Source organism: Kineococcus anabasis (assembly GCF_054590795.1).
This window is the reverse complement of sequence record NZ_BAAIHU010000001.1, coordinates 646,933-668,605: the sequence shown is the minus strand read 5'-3', so window position 1 is coordinate 668,605 and position 21,673 is coordinate 646,933. Positions and strand designations below refer to the sequence as shown.

Here is a 21,673-nt window from a genome sequence, read left to right as displayed (position 1 = left end):
GGCCGCAGGTGGCCTCACCCGCGCCGCCGGAGCGCGCGCGCCTCTCCGGCCAGGTCCACCGCCGCCGCGTCCCAGCCGGGGTGCGCGAAGGCGAACCCGGCATCGAGCAGCCGGCCGGGGACCACCCGGCGGCTCTTCAGCAGCAGTTCGGTGTCGGTGCGCAGGGCGAACGCCCCGACCTCGGCCATCAGGCGGGTCGCGGGCAGCCCGGGGCGCCGGCCCCACGCGGCGCGCAGCGACCGCATGAGCTCGCGCTGCAGCACCGGGTCCGGGGCGGCGACGTTGACGGGGCCCTCCAGGTCCGCGCGGTCGAGGAGGAACTCCACGGCGCGCACGAAGTCCTCGCCGTGCACCCAGGAGACGTACTGGCCGCCGCCCGCCACGGGGCCGCCGAGGCCGAGGCGGGCGATCCACGACAGGTAGTCGAAGATCCCGCCGCGGTCCGGGGTCATGACCATCGCCGCGCGCAGGGCGACGCGGCGCGTGGAGGGGGTGTTCGCCTCCGCCTGCGCCTGCTCCCACCGCCGGGCGATGCGGACGCTGTACTCCCAGTAGAGGGGGACGTCGGGTTCCTCCCCGCCGAGGACGCCGTTCGCCTCGTCGTGCGGGAGGTCGTCACCCCGGCTGCGGGAATCGGCGTAGATCGTGGCCGTGCTCATCTGCAGCCACACCGCCGGTGGGCGTGCGGCCCGCGCGATCGCCTCGCCCACCACCCGCGTGGAGTCGACCCGGGAGTCCATCATCTGGCGCAGGTTCGCGTCGGTGTAGCGGCAGCTGACCGTGCGCCCGGCCAGGTTCACCACGGCGTCGGCCCCGTCGAGCTCGGCCGCCCACGCGCCGAGGGTGCGGCCGTCCCAGAGCACGTGGCGGACGCCGTCCTCCAGCTGCCCGGGGCGGCGGCCCAGGACCGTGACCTCGTCCCCGCGTGCCACCAGCGCCCGCCGCAGCACCCCGCCGACCTGACCCGTCCCCCCGGGGATGACGATCCTCATGCGGCGAGACTAGGTCGCGCGCCGCGGGCTGCGGGCGGCGCGCCGCTGTGACGGCGGAACCACCCGGCCGCGAGCCCGCGGGGGCCGGCCACCCCCCGGACGGCCCATCGCGGCACCCGTTCACGGCGCCGAGAACCAGGGGGAGCGAGCAGTTCTGGAAGTCCGGTCGCCGTACAACCCCGAGGAAGCCACCGTGCACCGCCACCCCCGCAGCGCCACCGCCCACCCCGCCGCCCCGCCCGCCTCCGACACCGAGGTGGCCGACCTGGCCCGGCTGCTCCTGCGCCGCCCGGAGCTGAACCACCTCGACGACGACAGGCTCCTGCTGCGCCTGGCGCGCACCACCGCCATCGGGCACCTGCTGCGCTGGCGGGTCGCCGTCGCCGCCCTCGACGCCGAGCGCCTCCTGGACACCATGCTCGTCGACGGGCGCGCCGTGGTGCTCGACGTCACCGACCCCGTACCCCGCGAGGGCGTCCTGCCCGTGCGCCGCCCCGTCGCGGCGCACGACCTGACCCGCGCCCGCGACATGGCGCGCTCGCTGGCCCCGCTGCTCGCCTCCCGCTGAGGCGCCCGCGCCGGGCCGCTGCGCTCCTGCGCCTCAGCCCCGCCCGCCGGGTGCGGTGGTGCCGGTGTGCTGCCGTGTCGCGGCCCGGCCGTGCGGGTCGCGGCCGTTCCCGCTCCCCGCGCCTCCGGCGGCGGCATGCTCCCAGCCGGGCCGGAAGTCCCGGGCGGCGGGAGCGAGGGCGGAGGCAGCGTCCATGACCGGCGGAATCCACTCCCACGGGCTGGAGAACCTCCGCGGGCACCTGGAGAAGGCCCGCCGGGGCGCCCCGGACCCCACCGCGGAACCGACGACCCTGCTGGACGGCCCGGCGTTCGCCCTCTCCGACGCGCACCAGGCGATCGGGCTGGTCAGCGGGGTGCCCGGGTGCTCAGCGGGTGCGGAAGGGTCCGCGCAGCGCCGCCCACTGCAGCAGCATGATCGTCTTGGCGTCGGCGATGTGTCCGGTCCCGACCTGGCGCAGCGCCTCGTCGACGTCGAGCTCGACGACCTCGATGTCCTCGCCGTCCTCCGCGAGGCCGCCACCGGCGCCGGTGCGGTCGGACGGGGTGTAGGCGGCGGCGTAGAAGTGCAGCCGCTCGGTGACCGAGCCCGGGCTCATCCACGCGTCGAAGACGTGCTCGAGCGGGCCGACCTCCACCCCGAGCTCCTCGGCGGTCTCCCGCCGGATCGCGGTGGCGGGGTCGTCGTCGTCGAGCAGGCCGGCGGCGGTCTCGACGAGCATCCCGTCGGGGTGGCCGTTGACGTAGACCGGGTAGCGGAACTGCCGCGTGAGCAGCACGGTGCGCCGGGCGGTGTCGTACAGCAGGATCGTCGCGCCGTCGCCGCGGTCGTAGGTCTCGCGCTGCTCGGTGCTCCAGCGGCCGTCGGCGTGCCGGTAGTCGAACGTGGTGCGGCGCAACACGTGCCAGCCCGCGGCGAGGAGCTCGACGTCGCGCACGACGACGCCGGGGTTGCCGCCCAGGTCCCGGCCGGCCCGGTCCAGCCCGGTGCGGCCCCGGGCGTCCGGCACGTCCAGGCCCGGACCGTGCCGGACGGGCCCGCCCGTCACGTCGCCGGTCGTCACGGGACGCTCCGGTGGTGCACCTGCGTCCCGCACCCCGGGACGTCCTCGAGCCGGAAGTACACCGGCAGCCCTCGCTCCTGCGCGATCGCGACGTCGTGGTCGTCGCCGGTGCCCGAGCGGTACGGGCCGGCGATCAGGATCAGCAGTGGTCGTTCCATGCGGAGAACTGTAACCTGAGAACGCGGACAACCGCGTAGAAACATGGAGGAACGCGCATGCTGGTTGCTCAGCGGCGGGAGGTGCTGCTCGCCCGGCTCGGGCGGGACGGGCGCCTGGTGGCCAAGGACATCGCACTCGAGCTCGGGGTCACCGAGGACAGCGTGCGCCGGGACCTGCGCGAACTCGCAGCCGCCGGCCTGTGCCAGCGGGTCTACGGCGGAGCCCTGCCGGTCTCGCCCGCGGTGGCGGACTACGCCACGCGGACGGGCGTGGCGACCGGGAGCAAGGAGCGCGTCGCGGCCGCCGCCGTCCGGCTGGTCCGACCGGGCAGCACCCTGCTGCTCGACGGGGGGACCACCGCGCTGGCCGTCGCCCGGGCCCTGCCCGAAGACCTCGCCGCGACCGTCGTCACCCACAGCCCCACCGTCGCCGCGGCGCTCGTCGAGCACCCCATCGTCGAGGTGTACGTCCTCGGCGGCCGGCTGTTCAAGCACTCCGCCGTCACCTGCGGCGCAGCGGCCGCGGAGGCCGCACAGGGCGTGCACGCCGACCTGTTCCTGCTGGGCGTCACCGGCATCCACCCCGAGGCCGGCCTCACCACCGGCGACCCCGACGAGGCCGCCATGAAACGCACCCTCGCCGGTCGCGCGGCCGAGACCTACGTCCTGGGTAGCTCGGAGAAGATCGGTGCCGCCTCCCCGTTCACCGTGCTGCCCCTGGCCGACGTCAGCGCCGTCATCACCGACGCCCCCGCCGACCACGCCGTCCTCCTGGAGCTGGCGCGGGCCGGCACGACGGTCATCGACGCCCGCTGAGCAGCCCCACGGACCGGCCGTCAGAGCGGCACCGGTGCGGCGGAGTCCGACCGCACGGGCGACCTCATCCGCTCGCTGCCGAGGGGGTCGCGTTCCGCACCGGCCTGCTGGGCCTCATCGCCACCCGTGAGGGCTTCGCGAACAACCTCGACCGGCTGGACGCGACGCTCGCCACGATCGAGGGCGACGTCGACCTCCCGGTGCGGCAGTTCGCCGAGCGGCTTCCCGCGGTCCGGCCGGGCGCCGCGGACGCACGGCCCGCCGGCTACTCCCCTCCGGAGCGGCTCGAACCCTGCGGGCCCTCGTCCCCCTGCGGGTTCCCAGCGTCCGGGGCTACCGCAGGGCCCGGCGAGGGTTGCGGGGAAGGTTGCGCCGCCCGCAGGCGCAGGGCACTGGCCTGCAGGTCGGCCGTGACCCGCTGCCGGATGTCCGGGGGCAGGCTCTCCAGCAGTTGGACGGCGTACTGCGCGCAGAAGACGGCCGACAGCGCCGCCTGCTGCGGGGGTGCGGAGCCGATGAGCTCGCTGAGCCCCTCGCGGTCACCGCGCAGGACCGCCAGCAGAACCCCCGTCCCCAGAGCCGCCACCTCCAGGGCCTCCGGCCCCTGACCGGGTGCGGGATCGAGGAAGTGCTCCGCCTGACCCATCGCGACCTCGCCATCGACTCGACCGTGGGGACGCTCCCCACGCCTGCTGAAGCCCGGCGGCAGGGCGCGGCATTCCCTCCCGCCGCCTGCCACCGGCTCCTCCGGCCCGCGGCGGCCCAGGCCGACGAACTGCCAGGAGACGGAGGCCCCGGCCACCAGCACGACTCCCTCCGCGCGGGCGTCAGGTGGTGTCGTGGGCGTAGATGTCGCGGTAGAGCCGCAGGGCCGCGTCGCGCAGTTCGCCCCTGGACGTCCCGTCCGGTCGCCCGAAGCGGCCCACGGCGACCTCGCGGGGGAGCGGCGCCTGCCGGGTCATCGCGTCGGCGAGCGCGCGTGCGGCACCGGCGGCGTGGGTCACCCACAGGGCCTGCGCCATCCACACGCCGTCCAGGTCGGGGTGGGGGCCGAGGAAGGGCAGGTTGTCCGGGGTCATCGCGAACACCCCGTTGACCCGCTGCTGCGGCTCCAGCCGGGAAGCGGGGCGCAGCAACGAGCGAGCGCGGGTGATGACGTCGTCGAACCGCTCGTCCCAGGGCAGGCCCGCCCCGCCGGTCAGGGCGTGCGGGTCGACGGGTGCGGGCGGGTGGTCGTAGGAGCCGATGCCGAGGCGGTCGGTGTGGACGCGGGCGTAGACGTGGCGCTCCGGCCAGCGCACGAACGGGCCCGGACCCAGGTGCGGGGCAGGTGCGGAGTAGACGTAGGGGTGGGCGACGGGGAACAGCGGCAGGTCGGTGCCGGTCAGGGCGGCCAGGGCGGGGCCCCACACCCCGCCGGCCAGGACCACGTCGTCCGCGTCGAGCCGGGCCCCGTGCTCGGTGGCGAGGACCCACCGGCCTGCGCGGCGCTCCACGGCCGCCACCTCGTGCCCGGGCAGGAACCGCGCCCCGCGGGCCACAGCTTGCGCCCGCAACGCCGACGCCAGCACGGAGGGGTCCGCGACGCCGTCGTCGGGGAAGGACCCGGCGGCGAGGACCTGCGCGCCGTCGACGAACGCCGCCACCGGTGCCGGCAGTTCGGAGGCGCCCAGCACCCGGGCGGGCAACCCCGCTTCCCGGGCCGCCTCGACGCGCCGCTCGACCTCGGCCGCGCCTGCGCCGGAGACGGCCAGTTCCAGGCCGCCCGCCCGCCCGAACCCGGCGCCGGCCTCGTCGTAGACCGCGGCCGACGTCCGGGCGAGCTCGGTCAGGACGGGGGCGTCGTTGTAGAGGCCGACGAACCCGGGAGCGAGGGCCGTCGACCCGCGCGGCGCCGCCGTGTCGCGCTCGAGCACCGTCACGTCCACGCCGTCGCGCCCGGCGAGCTCCCGCGCCAGGCAGGTGCCCGTGATGCCGGCTCCCACGATGAGGACCGCTCGCGCCACGGCCGTGACCTCCTGTCCGCGCACCGGGGCGGGAAACCGGGTCGCGGCGGTGCGGTCGTGACCCGCACCGCAGTCTGCCCGACGTCCCGGGCGGCCCGGTCCGCGGTGCCCGGTGACGTTCGTGACGGGTGCCCGGTCCGGGGCGTCGGGACTACCTGGGCAGCTGGGCCGCGGCGTCGGCGTACTTGATCAGGAGCCGGGCGAACTGCAGCCGTTCCTGGTCGGGCCAGTCCCGGGTGATGTGCTCGAAGGCCTGCCGCTGCTGGCTGCGGAAGCGGTCACGCAGGGCGAATCCACCGGGGGTGATGTGCAGCACGCTCCGGCGCCCGTCGTGCTGCGAGGGCGCCCGCACGAGGTAGCCCTCCGAGATGCAGTCCGCGACCGCGCGACTGGCGACCGAGGGGTCGACGCCCAGCTGGTCGGCGAGCTCACCGACCGACACCTCGCTGTCCGACTCGTCGATGATGTTGATGACGAGGTTGCGGGAGAGGTCCTTGCGGGAGACCGGCGGCTCGACGGCGACCTGGACGGTACGCCGGCGCAGGCGGGAGAACGCCGCACCCACGGCGTTCAGCAGTGCGTCCTCGTCCTCAGGCATCGCTCCTCCGGTCGGCACCCCCCGAGCCTAGGACGCGACTGTGCATCTAGCAAATGCGTGCATTTGTGCATATGCTTGCACTATTGAATCTAGTTGACGCCACGAGGGGAAGCCATGCCCACCACCATCACCAACGTACGGATCTTCGACGGGCAGCGAGTCCTGCGCGAGAACACGGTCGTCGTCGACGGGACGACGATCGCGGCTGTCCGGGACGTCTCCGGCCGCCGGCGTGGACGCGGGCACCACCGCGGCGTCCGCCCGCTCATCCCGGCGGACGCCGAGATCGTCGACGGACGGGGGATGACCCTGCTCCCGGGGCTGATCGACGCCCACGTGCACACCTCCCTCGAGTCGCTGGCGCTGGCGCTGACCTTCGGCGTCACCACCGAGCTGGAGATGCAGGGAACCTCCACCGCCGGTCGTAGAGACGACATCACGACCAACGACGCCGTGGCAGACGTGCGATCCGCCGGGTTCGGGATCACACCGCCGGGGGGTCACCCCAGCGAACTGTTCCCCGAAGGTGAGGAGCCGGGTGAGGGCCAGGGCCCCGGTGACGGCGCAGGTGGCGAGCCGGACGACCTCGTCATGCCGTTCTCCAGCACACCCGAGGAAGCCGTGGGTTTCATCCCGAAGCTCATCGCGAGCGGTTCCGACTACATCAAGTTCATGATCGACGACGGAACGGTCGAGGGTGCGCCAGGACTGCCCCTCATCGACCAGGCGACCCTCGACGCCGGGGTGGCGGAAGCTCGCCGCTCAGGCATGCTGACGGTCGCGCACGCGTTGACCATCGACGCGACCCGCATGGCGTTGGAGGCCGGTATCGACGGGCTCGTCCACCTCTTCATGGACAAGCCCCACACCCCTGAGATCGTCAGGCTCATCGTGAACTCAGGGGTCTTCGTGGTGCCGTGCGTGGTCCTGAACGCCTCGATGATGGGGATCACCGGGGAGAGCTTCGCCGCCGATCCGCGGGTGTCCTCCCGCTTGAGCGATGAATGGCTGACGACGCTCAGGAGCAGTTTCGGCCACTACCCGCAGGGCGAACTCGCCGATGTCCTGGCCACCGTGAAGGTGCTGCACGACGCCGGTGTCGACATCCTCACGGGAACCGACGCCTCCGTGCCGCTGCCCTTCCTCGGCGGCCTGGCGCACGGGGCGAGCGTCCACCACGAACTGCAGATGCTGGTGCGGGCCGGTCTGAGCCCCCTCGAGGCCCTCTCCGCCGCGACCCTCGTCCCCGCACGGCGCTTCAGCCTGGACGACCGCGGCCGCATCGCGGAAGGGAAGCGGGCCGACCTGCTCCTGGTGGAAGGCGATCCCACCACGACCATCTCGGACACCCTGAACATCCGCGCCGTCTGGCGCCGCGGCTCACGCGTCGACCTGTCGCGAGTTCACGCGCCGGTGGGCCCGGGAGGACGCTCGTGAGCTGCACGGACCAGACCCGGCCCGCAGACACCGTGCGCTCGTCCGGTGGGGGTGCCGGCCCCTCGCCGGAGGTGATGACGGCCGCGTCCGGGAGGACCTCACGCAGGAGCGTTCTCTCCGCTCTCGGTGCCCTGGGCCTGGCCGGCCTGTTCGGCACGGCCGCGGTCGTGCCCGCCGCTCCCGCCGCCGCAGGCGCCGGACCGCGGGCAGCGGGCGCGGTCCCCCTCTCCCGGACGAGCGGGAGCCATCTCGTCTCGACGTCCTGCCACCGGAGGTTGCCGGAGGTCCGGTGATGCGCGCACGACGGTGCTGTTCCCAGCCCACCGGCGCAGATCAGGCCCGACCGGAGCCGCGATCCACCTGGAGGGGGCAGGGGGTCCCTGACAGATCGCGGTGCTGCCGGGAGTTCCCGGGCCGGCGAGAGGCTGCCGCTCCCGGTGCCGGTCCAGCCTCTCGCCGGGTTCGGGAGGAGCCGCTGGCTGTGACGACGGCGGCAGCCGTTCCGGTGCCGGCCACCTCAGCGGTCAGCACGCCTCTCACCGATCTGACCCACCTCGCTCCGGAACTCGTCCAGACCCAGCCGCCCCCGGGTGGCGATGACGAGCACGACGGCGGCGACCACCGCTCCGGAGGCCATCGCCACCATCGCGCGGTCGGTGTCGATCGTGGGGAAGATGTCGAACCACAGGACCGAGGCGAAGTTGTTGACGCTGACGTGGGCCAGGACCGCCAGCGGCAGGCTCTGCCCCGTGCTGTTGAACACCCACGTCATGACGAGGTTGAACGCCAGGCAGAACACGACGAACGCCACCGGCCGCGACCAGTGCGCGTGCGGCCACCCACCCCACTCGGTGAGGAACAGCGGGGCGTGCCACAGCGCCCAGAACGGCCCCAGCACCATCGAGCCGGCCAGCGGGCCGAAGCGGTCCTGCAGGCGGGGCAGCGCGAAGTCGCGCCAGCCGGGTTCCTCCGCCAGGCCGGTGGTGACCATCTGGACCAGCAGCGCCGGGACGTACGCGGCGACGGCGACCAGCGACGGGGTGCTGTACTGCCCGCCGGAGAAGGCGAACCCGGTGAGCAGCATGGCCGCGGGCACCCCGAGCAGCGCGATGGCGTACCAGTGCCAGCGGACCCGCCAGCGCCACATCCGGCTCGTCCAGCGCCGCAGCCCCTCCCGCCCGTCGGCGACGGCGGTGACGAGCAGCGCGGAGGCGATCGGGCCGAGGTAGGCGCCGGGCAGGACCCCGAGGAGCTGGCCGCCATCGGGGAAGCGGTAGTCCCACACGCCGAGTCCGTGCTGGGACAGGACGTAGGGGATCCAGGCGAGCCAGCTCATGGCGTGGGCGAGGACGAAGAAGCTCAGGAGGGGGTGGTTGCGGACGGGGGACAGGACGCCACCGGTCCGCGGTCGGTGTGGAGCGGCCGGTGCTGATGTGGTGGTCATGGAGCCGAGCCTGGCTCGGGGAAGGGGGACCGCTCCAGCGGCGAAAGCCGCAACCGGTGCGGTTGCACCGAAAGGACCACGGCGCGCAGTTCGCGAGTGCGGTGTGAACGGGCGTGCAGCCACCCCTCACGGGATCCCGGAAGGTTGCCGCGCACCGCGCTGGCAGGATGTGGGCCATGCCCCTGCGCACCCGGACGCCCACCCTCACCGAGGTTGCCGTCCCGGGCGCGACCTGCCTGGTCGCCGTCACGGCGCTGCTCCTCCTCGTCCCCGCGGTGGAGGCGGACCCCGAGGCCGCGGCCACCATCCCCGCGCCGGGGAGCGGAGCGTGGTGGGCCGGTGTCGCTGTGCTCATCGCGCAGGCCCTCGCCCTCGCGCGGCGCCGCGCGCACCCGCGCCTGGTCCTCGGGTTCGCGGCCGCCGGCGTCCCGGTGGCGGCCCTCGCCGGGCTCGGCGACGCCATCGGCACGACGTCCGTCGCCGTGCTCGTCGCCGCCTACACCGCGACGGTCCTCGGGCCGCTGCGCCGTGCGGCGCCGGCCCTGGGCGTGGCCGCGGTACTGGTCGGCGTCGGGACGCTGATCGCCCAGCCCGGTGACGGCGAACCGCTCCTGGTGTGGGTGGGCGCCCCGCTCGCCCAGGCGCTCGGGATCGTCGCCCTCCCGGTGGTGGTGGGCGTCGTCGTCGGCTCCCGGCGGGAGGCGGCGGAGGCCCGTGCCCGGCAGGTCGAGGCGCTCAGCCGCGAGCACGGCGCCCGCGTGGAGGCGGCCGTGGCCCGCGAGCGCGCGGCGATGGCCCGTGAACTCCACGACATCGCCGCGCACCACCTGTCGGGCATCGCCGTGATGACCGGGGCGATCGGACGCCAGATCGACGTCGACCCCGCCGCCGCCAAGGAGGCCGTGCAGCTGGTGCGGGCCGAGACCTCCGCGATGCTCGAGGAGCTGCGCACCCTCGTGCGCCTGCTGCGGGAGGCCCCCGAGGACGCCGAGCGCCCGGTCGAGACGCTCGCGGCGGTGCCGGCGCTCGTGGAGCGCGCCCGCGCGGCGGGCGTCGAGGCGACCTTCACCGTCCTGGGGAACCCCGCCGGCCACTGGGGCGCGATCGGGCCGCTCGCCCAGCTCGCCGCCTTCCGCACGGTGCAGGAGTGCCTCGCCAACGTGATCCGCCACGCGCCCGGCGCCCGCTGTGAGGTCGTCCTGGACGCGCGGGAGCCGGCCGTGCTGCAGGTCGGCGTCCTCAACGGACCGCCGCCAGCCCCCGCGGCGCCCGAGGCCGGGCGGGGGAACCGCCCCGGGGGCGGGCTCGGCCTCGTCGGCATGCGGGAGCGCGCCGAGCTCACCGGTTCGCGGCTCACCTACGGGCCCGAGCCGGGTGGCGGCTGGCGCGTCACGCTGGGCGTGCCCACCCACCGCGAGGTCGGGGCACCACGGCCACCGGTGCGCGTGGACGGGGTGACCGGGTGATCCGCGTGGTGGTCGCCGACGACCAGCCGCTGGTGCGCGCCGGGCTCAGCGCGATGCTGGGCGTGGAGCCGGACCTGGACGTCGTCGCCCAGGTCCCCGACGGTGCGCAGGCGGTCGAGGCCGCCCGGCGGCTGCACGCCGACGTCGTCTGCATGGACGTGCGCATGCCCGGCACCGACGGCATCACCGCCACCCGTGAGCTGTGCGGGCCCGGCGTGGCCGACCCGGTCCCGGTGCTGATCCTCACCACCTTCGACGTGGACGAGTACCTCTTCGGCGCGCTGGAGGCCGGCGCGTCGGGGTTTCTGCTCAAGGACGCGGAGCCGTCCACCGTCGTCGACGCCGTGCGCTCCGTCGCCGCCGGCAACGGGACCCTCGCGGACACGCTCACGAAGCGGGTGGTCGAGGAGCTGCTCACGCGCCGCCGCACCCAGCCGGTGACGGCCGCCCGCGCCAGCGAGCTGCTGACCGCGCGCGAGCTGGAGATCCTGCTGCACCTGGCGCAGGGAATGTCCAACGAGGAGATCGGCCGGGCGCTCTACCTGGAGGTCTCCACGGTGAAGTCCCACCTGGCACGGATGATGCCCAAGCTCGGGGTGCGCTCGCGCCTGCAGGCCGTCGTCTGGGCCTACCAGAACCGGGTGGTCGACATCGGCCGCTGAGGCACCTGCATCGAAAGGTGGAACCCCCCGGGGCCCTCCTTCCGAGGCTCGATCGCCGCTCCCGCGGTTCCTAGGTTCGAGGCCGACGGAACCGACCTCGACACCGGGAGCACGACCATGACGACGCTGACCACCGCTCGGGGGACGACCACAGCCCTCCGGCTCATCGACCTCCACAAGACCTACCGGGGCCGCGAGCCCGTCCACGCGCTCCGGGGGGTCTCCCTGGAACTGCTCGCCGGATCGGTGACGGCCGTCGTCGGACAGTCCGGCTCCGGCAAGTCCACCCTCCTGAACTGCGCGGCCGGGCTGGACACCCCCACCCGCGGCGCGGTGGTCGTCGGCGGCCACGACCTGACGGTCCTGCGCCCCGACGACCTCACCCGGTTCCGCCGCGAGCACGTGGGTTTCGTGTTCCAGGCCTACAACCTCATCGGGCACCTGACGGCGCGGGAGAACGTCCGGCTGCCCCTCGCCCTCGCCGGCCGCGACGTGGACCGCGCGTGGGAGTCCGCGCTGCTGGAGTTCCTCGGCATCGGCGGCCTGGTGGAGCGCCTGCCGGGCGAGCTGTCCGGCGGGCAGGCCCAGCGCGTCGCGATCGCCCGCGCGCTCATCACCCGGCCCGCCGTCGTCTTCGCCGACGAGCCCACCGGCGCGCTGGACTCCGCCACGGGGGCCGCCGTGCTGCAGGTGCTGCGCGACACCGCCCGCGACCTCGGGCAGACCGTGGTCGTCGTCACGCACGACGCCGGGGTGGCCGCCGCCGCCGAGCGCGTCGTCGTCCTCGCCGACGGGCTGGTCGTCGACCAGCTCGAGCAGCCCACGGCCGAGCAGGTCACCGCACGCCTGCTGAAGAGGGGGCGGTGACCACCGTGTGGCAGCTCGCGTCCTCGGGCGTCCGCGCCCACCGCGGGGCCTTCGCCGGCACCGCGCTCGTCCTGGCCGTCGCCGCGGCCGCCGTCGCCGTCACGGGCGTGCTGCTGGAGTCCGGCCTGCGCGCGCAGTCCACCGGCGACGGGCCCGCCGGGGGGCTGCTCGTCGCCCTCGCCTCCTCCTACGCCGGCACGCTGCTCGTCGTGGTCGTGATGGTCGTCGCGGCGACCGTGAGCCTCGCCCTGCGCGGGCGCCGCCGGGAGTTCGCGCTGCTGCGGGCGGTCGGCGCCACGCCCACCCAGGTCCGGCGCGCCGTCACGCTCGAGGTGGCCGTGGTGTCGCTGGCCGCGGCCCCGCCGGGGGCGTTCCTCGGGCTCTTCGGGGCTCCTCTGCTGGACCCGCTCCTGGTGCAGTCCGGGATGGTGGCACCGGAGTTCACCTCGGCCCCGTCCCCGCTGCCCGCCCTCCTCGCGGTGGTGCTGATCGTCGCCACCGCCGTGCCCGTGGGCCGGCTCGGGGCGCGGGAGGCCGCCCGCACGGACCCGACGGCTGCGCTGCGGCAGAGCGCCGTCGAGGCCGGGGAGGTGGGCCGGGCCCGGCGGGTCGCCGCCCTCGCCCTGACCGCCGTCGGGCTGGGCGCCGCCTTCACGCCCCTGTGGATCCCCGGGACCCAGGGCAGCGCCGCGGCCGCGACCTCGGCGTTCCTGCTCGTCGGTGCCGCGGCGCTCGCCGGGCCCGTGCTGGTCCGCTGGCTCTTCGGCCGCCTGGCCCGGGTGCACCCGTCCGCGGGCGGCCCGGCGGCGGTGCTCGCCGTGCGCAACGTGCGCGGGTTCTCCCGGCGCCTGACGACGGTCGTGGTCCCGCTCGCGCTGGTCGTGGCCGCGGCGACCGTCCAGACCAGCGTCAACCGGGCCGTCACGGTCGCCGCCGAGCAGGAGACCACCGCCGCGCTCACCGCCGACCTCGTCGTCACACCCGCCGGGGGCCCGGCGGACATCACGGGGCAGGTTGCCGCGGTGCCCGGCGTCGCCGCGGCCGTGCCGCTGGCCACCGTCCCGGCGCAGGTCCGCACCGAGGACCCCGACGAGGAACTCGCCCTCACCGGCGCTCTGGCGTGGGAGGCGGCCGCGCTGCGGGTCGTCCCCGGCGAGCTGGCCGGCACCCTCGACCCCGGGATCGTGGAGGGGGACCTCGCGGGCCTCGCCGCCGCGGACACCGTGGCCATCAGCACCGACACCGCCTTCCTGACCGGCACCGGGCTGGGCGGGACGCTCACCCTCCGGCTCGGCGACGACGTCGTCGACGCCGACGTCGTCGCGGTGTTCTCCCGCGGGCTGGGCGTCGCCGGAGTGCTCACCGGACCGGCGACGCCCCGAGCGCGCGGGCTGCCCGTGGTGCCCGACACGGTGCTCGTCGACGTCGGCCCGGGCGTCGAACCCCGGGACGCCGCCGCGGCGATCAGCGCGCTGGGCACGACGGCGAGCGACGTCGAGACCCACGTCACCGGGGCGACGCGGTCCACCGGCGGGGAGAACGACATCGGCACCGCGCTGCTCCTGATCCTGCTCGGCGTCGTGGCGGTGGGGGCGGTGAGCACGCTGGCCCTCACCACGGCGGCGCGCCGCGAGGAACTCGCGCTGCTGCACCGCACGGGCACCACCCGGCGCCAGCTCATGGCGATGACCACCGTCGAGGCGCTGATCACGGGGGTGACCGCGTGCGCCATCGGCACCGTGGCCGTCGTGCCGTCGCTCATCGGCGTCAGCGCCGGGCTGCTGGGCGGGCCGCCCGTGGTCGACCTGCCCGTGTACGGCACCGTCAGCGCAGCCGTGGTGGTCTTCGCCCTCGTCGCGACAGCTGCAGCCGCCGGCCGGACGACACGGCTGGCCACCGCCGTGGCGTGAGCGACCTCCTCTCCAGCAGATGGCCCGGCCGGAGTCGGCGGCGTGAAGCTCTGTCCTGCGTCGAGATCATGGCCGGGTTGCTCCTGAGTGGAGATTGCCGGCCGGGTCCGACACTGGTGCTTCCTCCGGCCGGTGGGCGCAACCGTTAGGTGGCGGAGGCCATGTAGGCGGCGAGGATGTAGTTGGGGTGTCGGTCCAGGCTGGTACGGGCCCGGTCGTAGCGCATGGTGGTGCGTCAAGATCATGGCAGGGTGAGTGGTGACGGGCTTCGTCCAGCCGGTCAGGCAGGTCCGGATGCTGCCTGAGTTGTGGTGTGGGTGATCACGACTGGGGCGCTGGGTAGGTGTCTGGCGGGGAGACCGCTGCTCGATCGGCGCGATCAGGCCGGCACCTGACAGCGGACAGACGCTCGCCTAGCGGGTCACCCACCGCCTCCACGGCGGCATGAGCCTTCGACTGCTTGCGAGGCACGCAACAGCTGACACCTCCTCGATGGGTATTCCTCTGTCGACGTGGTCGAGGAAGTTCTGGGGCTCCACCGCGCTTACGGTGCCACGACGGTCGCGGTGACCGGGCCGGTCAGGACAGAGAGCTGCTGCGCCGCGTCACCCTCCAGCCGCCCGAGCACCACGATGCCCGGGTAGTACGACTGGTCCCCGTAGTACAGGACCAGATCGTTGCCGGGGGCGTAGTAGCCCACGTCGCCCACGTCCGGGTCCGCCCCCTCGGGCTGACCGTCGAGGGACAGGGGCGAAGGCAGCGGACCGGTTTTCTCGACCCCGCCGTGGTCGACCATCTCGACCGTGAGGGGCAGTTGGGCGATGAGGTCGGCCGTTGCGGCGCTGTCGGTCAGGGTGGCGTTGAAGCTCTGACCGTCGATGGTGATCTGGAGCCGCATCCGGTCCTCCTGGTCGGGGCCGGGGGGCTGGACCGCGCTGGTTGAGGGGGTGGTGCTGTTCCGGGTGCTGGTCGGCGACGGACCTGGGGACTGCTGGCCGGCGCCGTCCCCGGCGCCGCCGCACCCGGCAGCGAGGATCGCGGCCAGCGCCACGGCAGGAGCCGTCGCGGCTGCTCGCGGAAGGGGTCGCCTGGTCACGGCACTGGCAGGCCCTCGGCGGCGGTTCGCTGCCCCGTCGTGGACGAAGGTCACGGCAAGGGCCCGTCTGAGGCGGTCCGAGGCCTGGCGATGACGAGCAGGCCGACGATGGAGGCCACCGCGCCGAGGGTCATCATCAGCGCCATCGGCACGGCGGTATCGGTTCCACCGAGGCCGGCGATGGGTGCCGCGATGCCGGCGGTGCCCCACTGCAGCATGCCTAGGACGGCGGAGCCGGTGCCGGGGTGCTTGGGCACTGCGGCCGACGCCAGCGCCCCTGCGTTGCCCCACATCAGGCCCAGGGCGACCATGAGGGCGAGGAAGCAGCCCATCGTCAGCAGCAGCGGCGTGTCGAACCACAGGGCACCGGCGAGCATCACCAACCCGGCGACCAGGGCGAGGATCTGCCCGGCGAGGATGACCGTGCGGGTGGCGACCTTCCCTGCCAGGTGGGCGGCGGCGAAGGCGGCCAGGGTCATGCCTCCGGCGTTGGCAGCGAAGTCGACGGAGTAGGCCAGGGGGGACAGCCCGTTCATCGACTGCAGCACGAAGGCGGAGGTCGCGACGTAGGCGAAGAGGGCGATCATCGCCGCGGAGCTGACCACGACGTAGCCGACGTACTCGCGATTCCTCAGGACCTCGCGCCCGGCGTGGCCGAAGGCGCGCAGGCCACCGGCGTGCCGCCGCTCCGGGGGGAGCGACTCCGGCACCACCAGGTAGGCGACGACGAGCATGACGGCAACCAGTGCGGTGATCACCCAGAACGGCGCCCGCCAGTCGGCGACCTGCAGGATGAGCCCACCCAGCAGGGGCGCGACGATCGGCGCGATACCCCCGACGCCCTGGACGAGGTTCAGGGCCCGGACCAGCTGGGTGCCGCTGGCCAGGTCGACGATGACAGCGCGAGCGATGACCATGGCCCAGCCGCCGGCGAAGCCCTGCACGAAGCGGGCCAGCGCCATGAACGTGATGCCGGGGGCCAGCGCACAGGCCACCGAGGCGAGGAGCATGAGCACGGTCGCGGCCAGCAGGGGCCGGCGGCGGCCGCGCTGGTCGGAGACGGGCCCGCCGATGAGCTGGCCGGTGGCCATCCCGACGAAGAACGTGGTGAGCGTCAGCTGCACCTGGGTGGCGCTGGCATCGAGGTCACGGGCGACGTCGGGGAAGGCCGGCACGTACATGTCGGTGGCCAGCGGCGCGATCGCCGTGACGAAGACGACCGTGCCGATCAACGCCGCCGAGATCGGCCTGGCCGACCCGTGCTGGGTCGCTGCTGGTGAGATCGGCTGTTCCATCGCTCCTCAGATGACTGGACGACTTGCTCGGTGCCGGCAGGCGGAGCGCCGGCAAGCTGATGGGGGCGGGCGGGTGGTGGCGGGGGCGTGCTGGCAGCCCGCCACCACCCGCCGGCAGCCACGGGGGCGCGGCCGGTTACAGGTTCTGCGTGAAGAAGCTGGTGAGCTTGTCCCAGGGGATGAGCTCCACGCGGTCGTAGAGGTCCACGTGACCGGCGCCGGGAACGATGTGCAGCTCCTTCGGCTCGGATGCGCGGGCGTAGGCGTCCTCGCTGAAGTAGCGGGAGTTCGCAATCTCCCCGTGGATGAGCAGTAGCGGGCGCGGGCTGATCCAGTCCAGGTGATCGAAGGGGAAGAACTGCATCAGTGCGCCGTTGCTGTTCAGGGACATCTCGGTCGTGGAGCGGGGGTGGTGCCCGCGCGGGGTCCGGTAGTAGTCGTAGAACTCTTCGGCCACGTCCGGGGAGTCCGCGGTGATCTGCTCCGGAGTTCCGATGACGTACTCGGTGGGCCAGCCCTCCGCCTCGGCCCAGCGCTGCTGGCCGATGTCGACCAGGTGCTGCCGGCGTTGTGCTTCGGTCATCGTGTCGCCGAGCTGCTGGCGGCGGTCGCGGCCCATGTCGTACATGCTGACCGTGGCGACGGCCTTCATGCGGGGGTCGATCTGCGCAGCGGCCAGGGAGAAGCCGCCGCTGCCGCACACGCCGATGACGCCGATGCGGTCGCGGTCGACGCGGGGGTGCAGGCCGAGGTAGTCCACGGCGGCGCTGAAGTCCTCGACGAAGGCTTCCGGGGAGGCGATGGCGTGGGGCCGGCCACTGCTCTCACCGTTGTAGGAAGCGTCGAAGGCGAGGGTGACGAAGCCGCGTTCGGCCATGGTCTGGGCGTAGAGCCCGGACGTCTGCTCCTTCACCCCACCGAAGGGGTGACCCACGATGATCGCCGGGGCCCGGGTCGTGCGGTCGAGGCCGGCCGGGGTGTAGAGGTCGGCGACCAGGCGGATGCCCAGGCGGTTGCGGAACCCCACCTTCTCGTGGGTCACCAGGTCGCTCCTGGGGAAGGTCTTGTCCCAGGACTCCTCGCTCGCCTCGTGCGCGAGGGCATCGCCTGCGGTCATGGTGACTGCCCCCGTAGCCAGTGCGCCGGCTCCGGCCAGCTTCAGGAGTTGACGCCTGCCGAAGCCGTCGCTGTCTCGCTTCGGCGACGACGCCAGGTCGTGTGCGTCGGAAGTCGTGCTCATGCTCAGTCCTCCTTGAGGCCAGGTGAAGGGGTGACCGGTTCCGGGCGCCCTCTGTGGGGTCAGGGCTGCAGGAGGGTCTTGATGGCGCGACGCTCGTCCATCGCGCGGTAGCCCTCGGCGGCCTGGTCCAGGGGCAGGGTGAGGTCGAAGACCTTGCCCGGGTCGATGCGGTCGGTGAGGATCCGCTCGATCAGGTCGGGCAGGAAGTGGCGCACGGGGGCGGGACCGCCGTGCAGGTGCACGTGGGAGAAGAACAGCTCCATGCCGGGCAGTTGGACCTCGTGGGCGACGCCGACGTAGCCGACGTGGCCGCCGGGGCGGGTGGAGTGGATGGCCTGCATCATCGACTCCTGGGTGCCCACGGCTTCGATCACCGAGTGCGCCCCGAGGCCACCGGTCATCTCCTTGATCCGTGCCACACCCTCGGTGCCGCGTTCGGTGACGATGTCGGTGGCGCCGAAGTCGCGGGCCAGGGCCTGACGGGACTCGTGCCGGCTCATGGCGATGATCCGCTCCGCGCCCAGCTCCTTCGCGGCCAGCACCCCGAGCAGTCCGACGGCCCCGTCACCGACGACGGCGACGGTCTTGCCCGGGCCCACCTGCGCGGCCACGGCGCCGAACCAGCCGGTGCCGAGGACGTCGGAGGCGGCCAGCAGGCTGGGGACGTACTTGGCGTCGGGGGCCTCGGGGGTTGCGACCAGGGTGCCGTCGGCCAGCGGCACCCGCATCAGCTGCGCCTGCGAGCCACCGGTGCCCTGCCGCTGCACGCAGGAGGTCTGGTAGCCCGAGCGGCAGACCTCACACGTGTTGTCGGAGGCGAAGAAGGAGCCGACGACGAACTGGCCAGGCGTGATCGTGGTGACGTCGCTGCCGACGGCCTCGACGATCCCGGCGTACTCGTGGCCCATCGGCCTCGGCCCGTCCAGCTTCTCGATGCCGCGGTAGGGCCACAGATCCGAGCCGCACACGCACGCCGCGGCCAGGCGGATGATCGCATCCGTCGGCTCGACGATGGTCGGGTCGGCGACATCCTCGACGCGGACGTCTCCGGGGGCGTACATGAAGGTAGCGAGCACGAGGGATCCTCTTCTCTCAGCAGCCGTACAGCAGCAGCGCATTGACGGCCGGGCAGCTGCCCGGCTCGACGTCGTCCATGCAACCCCCGTCCGCGTGCGCGTGGGAGGCCGCGTCTACAGGGGGGTCCAGCACGACCCCCCTGCGGCCGCTGGACGTGCCTAGCCTGGGTGCATGGACCACCGCGCCGAGATCCGCGAGTTCCTCGCCACCCGCCGGGCGAAGATCACCCCCGAACAGGCCGGGATCCCGCTGTACGGGGGCAGGCGCCGGGTGCCCGGTCTACGCCGGGAGGAGGTCGCCATGCTCGCCGGGGTCTCCACCGACTACTACGTCCGGCTGGAGAAGGGCAACAGCGCCGGCGTCTCCGACGAGGTCCTCGACGCCGTCGCCCGCGCCCTCCAGCTCGACGAAGCCGAGCGGGTCCACCTCTTCGACCTCGCCCACGCCGCCCGTCCCACCCGCACCCGTGCCCCGCGCCGGCGGCAAGGGCAGGTACGGCCCAGCGTGCAGTGGATGCTCGACGCCCTCGCCACGGCGCCCGCGTTCGTCGCCAACGCCCACCTCGACGTCGTGGCCATCAACGCCCTCGGGCGGGCGTTCTACGCACCCATGTTCGACGGCACCGCAGAAGCCAAGAAGCCAGCGAACTTCGCCCGCTTCTGCTACCTCGACCCCCGCTCCCACGAGCTCTACCCCGACTGGGACGGCGCCGCGAACGTCGCCGCCGCGCAGCTGCGGATGGCGGCTGGACGCGACCCGCTCAACCGGGACCTGTCCGACCTGGTCGGCGAGCTCGCCACCCGCAGCGAGGACTTCCGCGCCCGCTGGGCCGAACACGACGTACGTCTGCACCGCGCCGGGGCCAAGCAGTTCACCCACCCCGTCGTCGGACCGGTCGAGGTCGCCTACAACTCCATCGACCTGCCCGCCGACCCCGGCCTCACCATGACCGTCTACACCGCCGCCCCCGGCTCCCCGGCGGCAGACGCCCTGCACATGCTCGCCAGCTGGGCCGCCACCCACACCACGACCACGTCGACCGACCGTCACGCCGTTTGAAACGAAGCCCTCACACCGATGCTCAGCCAGGAACAAGAGGAGCAGGGGGCCAGCTCCACACCAGGTCGCTCACGGCACCTGAGAAGCCCGGAACGCCTCACCAGCAGTTCGATCCCCGAGAGCCTGGTGCGGACGAAGGGTGGGGGCACCTCCCGCGCGGAGCGTGGGGGAGTGTAGGTCTGGCGGAACAGGTTCACCTCAACTGCCAGAGCATCACCGCCGTCGATGATGGCGCGGTAGAGGTGCTCGTACTTGAGGGTGCCGAAGAACCGCTCGACGACGCCGTTGGTCTGCGGGCTCCGGACGCGGGTGCGAACGTGGCGCAGCAGTGGGTCCGGGCCGGTAGGGGCACCTCCCGCTCGCGGGGGAGCGGTGACCAGAGCGATGGGTACGGGCCGGTCGAGGAGCTCCCCGGTGGACTCGTCGAGAACCTCGACGCTGCCGCGGTCGGCCCGCAGGTCCTCCAGACCCAGTTGGCGCTGCGCTGCGGTGATGGCGGCGTGGACGCAAGCCACCGCATCGGCGCCGCGACTTGTCGTGGTCACGGTGACAGCGAGGCAGAACTTCGTGGCGTGGTCCACGACCGCGCAGAGGCGCCAGATGCCGCCGGTAGGGGTCTCGAACGAGGTGGGGGTACCTCCCGCTTGCGGGGGCAAGTCCATCTGCCACGCCCGGTTCCTCACCGTGGGCGGGTCGTGGAAGACCCGGCGGCGCACCATCGACCACGCCTTGCGGTCAGCGCGGAAGCCCGACGACAGCAGCAGTCCCCGGCGGCGCAGCGCCCGCTCCACTGTCGAGGTCGACACCTGGTGGCCGTCGGCCCGCATGAGGGCGGCGATCTTGCGGTGGCCCCAGGCGGGCCAGTCCGCGGCGTACTTCGCGGCCAGCGCCTCGACGGCGTCCACCTTCGGGGAAGGCCACGGCCCCCGGCCCGGATGGTCTGGGCCGAGCTGGCGGTAGCGAGCGAGCCGGCGTCGGTAGGTCCGCTCCGGCACCCCGGCCAGCTTCGCGAGCCGCCCCCGCGAGCGGGAGGTACCCCCAGAGACCGGCAAGTCAGCCTCGCCTCTCAGGGCCTCTGGGGTACCCCGCTTGCGGGGCGGTCTTCGAAGGGACCCGATCCACCGCCGCCGCGCCGGTGTCGGGGTAGCGGGTGGCCATCTGCAGGATGCGCACCTGGATGACGGCCTCGGCCAGGGCGAGCTTGAGCTGCTCGTTCTCCACCCGCAACCGCCGCTCCGTCGACGTCCCGGCTCCAGGGGTGCCCGGCAGCTTGGGGACGAGGCCTTCCTTGCCGGCGGTGATGAAGCGGTCGCGCCAGTTGCCCACGGTCGCCTGGGCGACGCCGTGGCGGCGGGCGGGCTCCGCCATCGAGACCTCCCCGGCCAGCACGACGAGCACCACACACCACTACGCTCGAACACGTGTTCGAGCAGCGTCGTGCCCCCGGCACCCCGCCGGGCTGGCCCCCCGGGGTGCCGCCGCCCGGGGCGCCCGACTTCGAGGACGTCGCCGTGCGCTGGCTGCTCGACCAGGCACCGCCGGAGTACCGCTCCTACCCGGTGGCCCGCCGCCACCCCGTGCTCCTCGTGTGGCTCGTCGGGCACCACGTCGAGGGGCAGGCCGAGGCCGTGCGCCGCGCCGTGTCCACCGCCCGCGTGGACCTGTCCGACGTCCTGCCGGTGGAGGCCGCACCCCGCGTCTTCGAGGTGCTGGAGCGCGAGGAGCTGCGGCTGCGCCGGCTGCGCCGCTCCGTGGGGCTGCTGTCCGAGGCGCTGCGCGGGCGGCGCTTCGTGCCCCGGCTGTGAGGAGCCGGGTGCGGGCCGTCGTGAGCATCCGGGGAGAACCTGTACGCACCCGGCCGTCCCGGAAGGCGGCGCGCGCAGGTGCTCCTACACTCGATCAGGCGGGGCAGCCGAGGT

Annotated in this window: 22 protein-coding genes; 9 read left to right on the top strand and 13 right to left on the bottom strand. The window is 73.9% G+C overall.

From position 1 onward, the window contains the following. Positions 1 to 14: 14 nt before the first annotated feature. Positions 15 to 992 carry an epimerase gene (locus ACYQBY_RS03075; protein WP_459642316.1) on the bottom strand — a complete coding sequence of 326 codons (978 nt, stop codon included), beginning with the start codon at positions 990 to 992 and terminating at the stop codon, positions 15 to 17. Between the two features lie 193 nt (positions 993 to 1,185). On the opposite strand from ACYQBY_RS03075, the gene ACYQBY_RS03070 reads away from it, so the two are divergent. Further along, positions 1,186 to 1,560 (top strand): hypothetical protein, encoded by a 375-nt coding sequence (locus ACYQBY_RS03070; RefSeq protein ID WP_459642315.1) that lies wholly within the window; start codon positions 1,186 to 1,188, stop codon positions 1,558 to 1,560. Between the two features lie 367 nt (positions 1,561 to 1,927). On the opposite strand, the gene ACYQBY_RS03065 is transcribed toward ACYQBY_RS03070, so the two are convergent. Both ACYQBY_RS03065 and ACYQBY_RS03060 read right to left on the bottom strand, forming a co-directional pair. After that, the gene (locus ACYQBY_RS03065; protein WP_459642314.1) at positions 1,928 to 2,623 is read right to left on the bottom strand and encodes an NUDIX domain-containing protein; all 696 of its coding nucleotides are present in this window, start codon (positions 2,621 to 2,623) and stop codon (positions 1,928 to 1,930) included. Next, positions 2,620 to 2,781, bottom strand: a complete 162-nt coding sequence (locus ACYQBY_RS03060) for a hypothetical protein (RefSeq protein ID WP_459642313.1) — start codon at positions 2,779 to 2,781, stop codon at positions 2,620 to 2,622. The genes ACYQBY_RS03065 and ACYQBY_RS03060 overlap by 4 nt, the downstream gene beginning before the upstream one ends. A gap of 57 nt (positions 2,782 to 2,838) precedes the next feature. On the opposite strand from ACYQBY_RS03060, the gene ACYQBY_RS03055 reads away from it, so the two are divergent. Then, positions 2,839 to 3,597: a DeoR/GlpR family DNA-binding transcription regulator gene (locus tag ACYQBY_RS03055; protein WP_459642312.1), complete on the top strand. Its 759-nt coding sequence runs from the start codon at positions 2,839 to 2,841 to the stop codon at positions 3,595 to 3,597. A gap of 265 nt (positions 3,598 to 3,862) precedes the next feature. On the opposite strand, the gene ACYQBY_RS03050 is transcribed toward ACYQBY_RS03055, so the two are convergent. The 3 genes from ACYQBY_RS03050 to ACYQBY_RS03040 all read right to left on the bottom strand — a co-directional run bounded on the left by ACYQBY_RS03050 (position 3,863) and on the right by ACYQBY_RS03040 (position 6,201). After that, positions 3,863 to 4,405, bottom strand: coding sequence for a hypothetical protein (locus ACYQBY_RS03050; protein WP_459642311.1), 543 nt, complete (start codon positions 4,403 to 4,405; stop codon positions 3,863 to 3,865). Between the two features lie 19 nt (positions 4,406 to 4,424). Next, positions 4,425 to 5,603 (bottom strand): NAD(P)/FAD-dependent oxidoreductase, encoded by a 1,179-nt coding sequence (locus ACYQBY_RS03045; protein ID WP_459642310.1) that lies wholly within the window; start codon positions 5,601 to 5,603, stop codon positions 4,425 to 4,427. Positions 5,604 to 5,754: 151 nt separating this feature from the next. Then, positions 5,755 to 6,201, bottom strand: a complete 447-nt coding sequence (locus tag ACYQBY_RS03040) for a MarR family winged helix-turn-helix transcriptional regulator (protein WP_459642309.1) — start codon at positions 6,199 to 6,201, stop codon at positions 5,755 to 5,757. 114 nt (positions 6,202 to 6,315) lie between these two features. Between ACYQBY_RS03040 and ACYQBY_RS03035 the strand changes: the two genes are divergently transcribed. Then, complete coding sequence (locus ACYQBY_RS03035; RefSeq protein ID WP_459642308.1) at positions 6,316 to 7,638, top strand: amidohydrolase family protein; 1,323 nt, start codon at positions 6,316 to 6,318, stop codon at positions 7,636 to 7,638. A gap of 517 nt (positions 7,639 to 8,155) precedes the next feature. Here the strand turns inward: ACYQBY_RS03035 and ACYQBY_RS03030 are convergent. Continuing rightward, complete coding sequence (locus tag ACYQBY_RS03030; protein WP_459642307.1) at positions 8,156 to 9,082, bottom strand: CPBP family glutamic-type intramembrane protease; 927 nt, start codon at positions 9,080 to 9,082, stop codon at positions 8,156 to 8,158. A 176-nt stretch (positions 9,083 to 9,258) separates the two neighbouring features. On the opposite strand from ACYQBY_RS03030, the gene ACYQBY_RS03025 reads away from it, so the two are divergent. The 4 genes from ACYQBY_RS03025 to ACYQBY_RS03010 all read left to right on the top strand — a co-directional run bounded on the left by ACYQBY_RS03025 (position 9,259) and on the right by ACYQBY_RS03010 (position 13,987). Then, positions 9,259 to 10,548, top strand: coding sequence for a sensor histidine kinase (locus ACYQBY_RS03025; protein WP_459642306.1), 1,290 nt, complete (start codon positions 9,259 to 9,261; stop codon positions 10,546 to 10,548). Then, positions 10,545 to 11,210, top strand: a complete 666-nt coding sequence (locus ACYQBY_RS03020) for a response regulator (RefSeq protein WP_459642305.1) — start codon at positions 10,545 to 10,547, stop codon at positions 11,208 to 11,210. The genes ACYQBY_RS03025 and ACYQBY_RS03020 overlap by 4 nt, the downstream gene beginning before the upstream one ends. Positions 11,211 to 11,327: 117 nt before the next feature. Continuing rightward, positions 11,328 to 12,077, top strand: a complete 750-nt coding sequence (locus ACYQBY_RS03015; RefSeq protein WP_459642304.1) for an ABC transporter ATP-binding protein — start codon at positions 11,328 to 11,330, stop codon at positions 12,075 to 12,077. After that, positions 12,074 to 13,987 (top strand): FtsX-like permease family protein, encoded by a 1,914-nt coding sequence (locus tag ACYQBY_RS03010; protein WP_459642303.1) that lies wholly within the window; start codon positions 12,074 to 12,076, stop codon positions 13,985 to 13,987. The genes ACYQBY_RS03015 and ACYQBY_RS03010 overlap by 4 nt, the downstream gene beginning before the upstream one ends. 544 nt (positions 13,988 to 14,531) lie before the next feature. Here the strand turns inward: ACYQBY_RS03010 and ACYQBY_RS03005 are convergent. The 4 genes from ACYQBY_RS03005 to ACYQBY_RS02990 form a co-directional block, all read right to left on the bottom strand. Continuing rightward, positions 14,532 to 14,885, bottom strand: coding sequence for a cyclophilin-like fold protein (locus ACYQBY_RS03005; RefSeq protein ID WP_459642302.1), 354 nt, complete (start codon positions 14,883 to 14,885; stop codon positions 14,532 to 14,534). 248 nt (positions 14,886 to 15,133) lie between these two features. Further along, complete coding sequence (locus tag ACYQBY_RS03000) at positions 15,134 to 16,378, bottom strand: multidrug effflux MFS transporter (RefSeq protein ID WP_459642301.1); 1,245 nt, start codon at positions 16,376 to 16,378, stop codon at positions 15,134 to 15,136. A gap of 136 nt (positions 16,379 to 16,514) precedes the next feature. Beyond that, a complete protein-coding gene (locus tag ACYQBY_RS02995; RefSeq protein WP_459642300.1) occupies positions 16,515 to 17,495 on the bottom strand; it encodes an alpha/beta hydrolase in 981 nt (326 codons plus the stop codon). Between the two features lie 182 nt (positions 17,496 to 17,677). Beyond that, the gene (locus tag ACYQBY_RS02990) at positions 17,678 to 18,679 is read right to left on the bottom strand and encodes a zinc-dependent alcohol dehydrogenase family protein (RefSeq protein WP_459642459.1); all 1,002 of its coding nucleotides are present in this window, start codon (positions 18,677 to 18,679) and stop codon (positions 17,678 to 17,680) included. A 187-nt stretch (positions 18,680 to 18,866) separates the two neighbouring features. On the opposite strand from ACYQBY_RS02990, the gene ACYQBY_RS02985 reads away from it, so the two are divergent. Continuing rightward, positions 18,867 to 19,754, top strand: a complete 888-nt coding sequence (locus tag ACYQBY_RS02985) for a helix-turn-helix domain-containing protein (protein WP_459642299.1) — start codon at positions 18,867 to 18,869, stop codon at positions 19,752 to 19,754. On the opposite strand, the gene ACYQBY_RS02980 is transcribed toward ACYQBY_RS02985, so the two are convergent. Together ACYQBY_RS02980 and ACYQBY_RS02975 are read right to left on the bottom strand one after the other, a co-directional pair. Next, positions 19,742 to 20,659 carry an integrase core domain-containing protein gene (locus ACYQBY_RS02980; protein WP_459642298.1) on the bottom strand — a complete coding sequence of 306 codons (918 nt, stop codon included), beginning with the start codon at positions 20,657 to 20,659 and terminating at the stop codon, positions 19,742 to 19,744. The two genes, ACYQBY_RS02985 and ACYQBY_RS02980, sit on opposite strands and share 13 nt — an antisense overlap. Before the next feature lie 148 nt (positions 20,660 to 20,807). Then, positions 20,808 to 21,155, bottom strand: coding sequence for a helix-turn-helix domain-containing protein (locus ACYQBY_RS02975; protein ID WP_459642297.1), 348 nt, complete (start codon positions 21,153 to 21,155; stop codon positions 20,808 to 20,810). A 20-nt stretch (positions 21,156 to 21,175) separates the two neighbouring features. Between ACYQBY_RS02975 and ACYQBY_RS02970 the strand changes: the two genes are divergently transcribed. After that, complete coding sequence (locus ACYQBY_RS02970; protein ID WP_459642296.1) at positions 21,176 to 21,559, top strand: hypothetical protein; 384 nt, start codon at positions 21,176 to 21,178, stop codon at positions 21,557 to 21,559. The last annotated feature ends 114 nt before the right edge of the window (positions 21,560 to 21,673 follow it).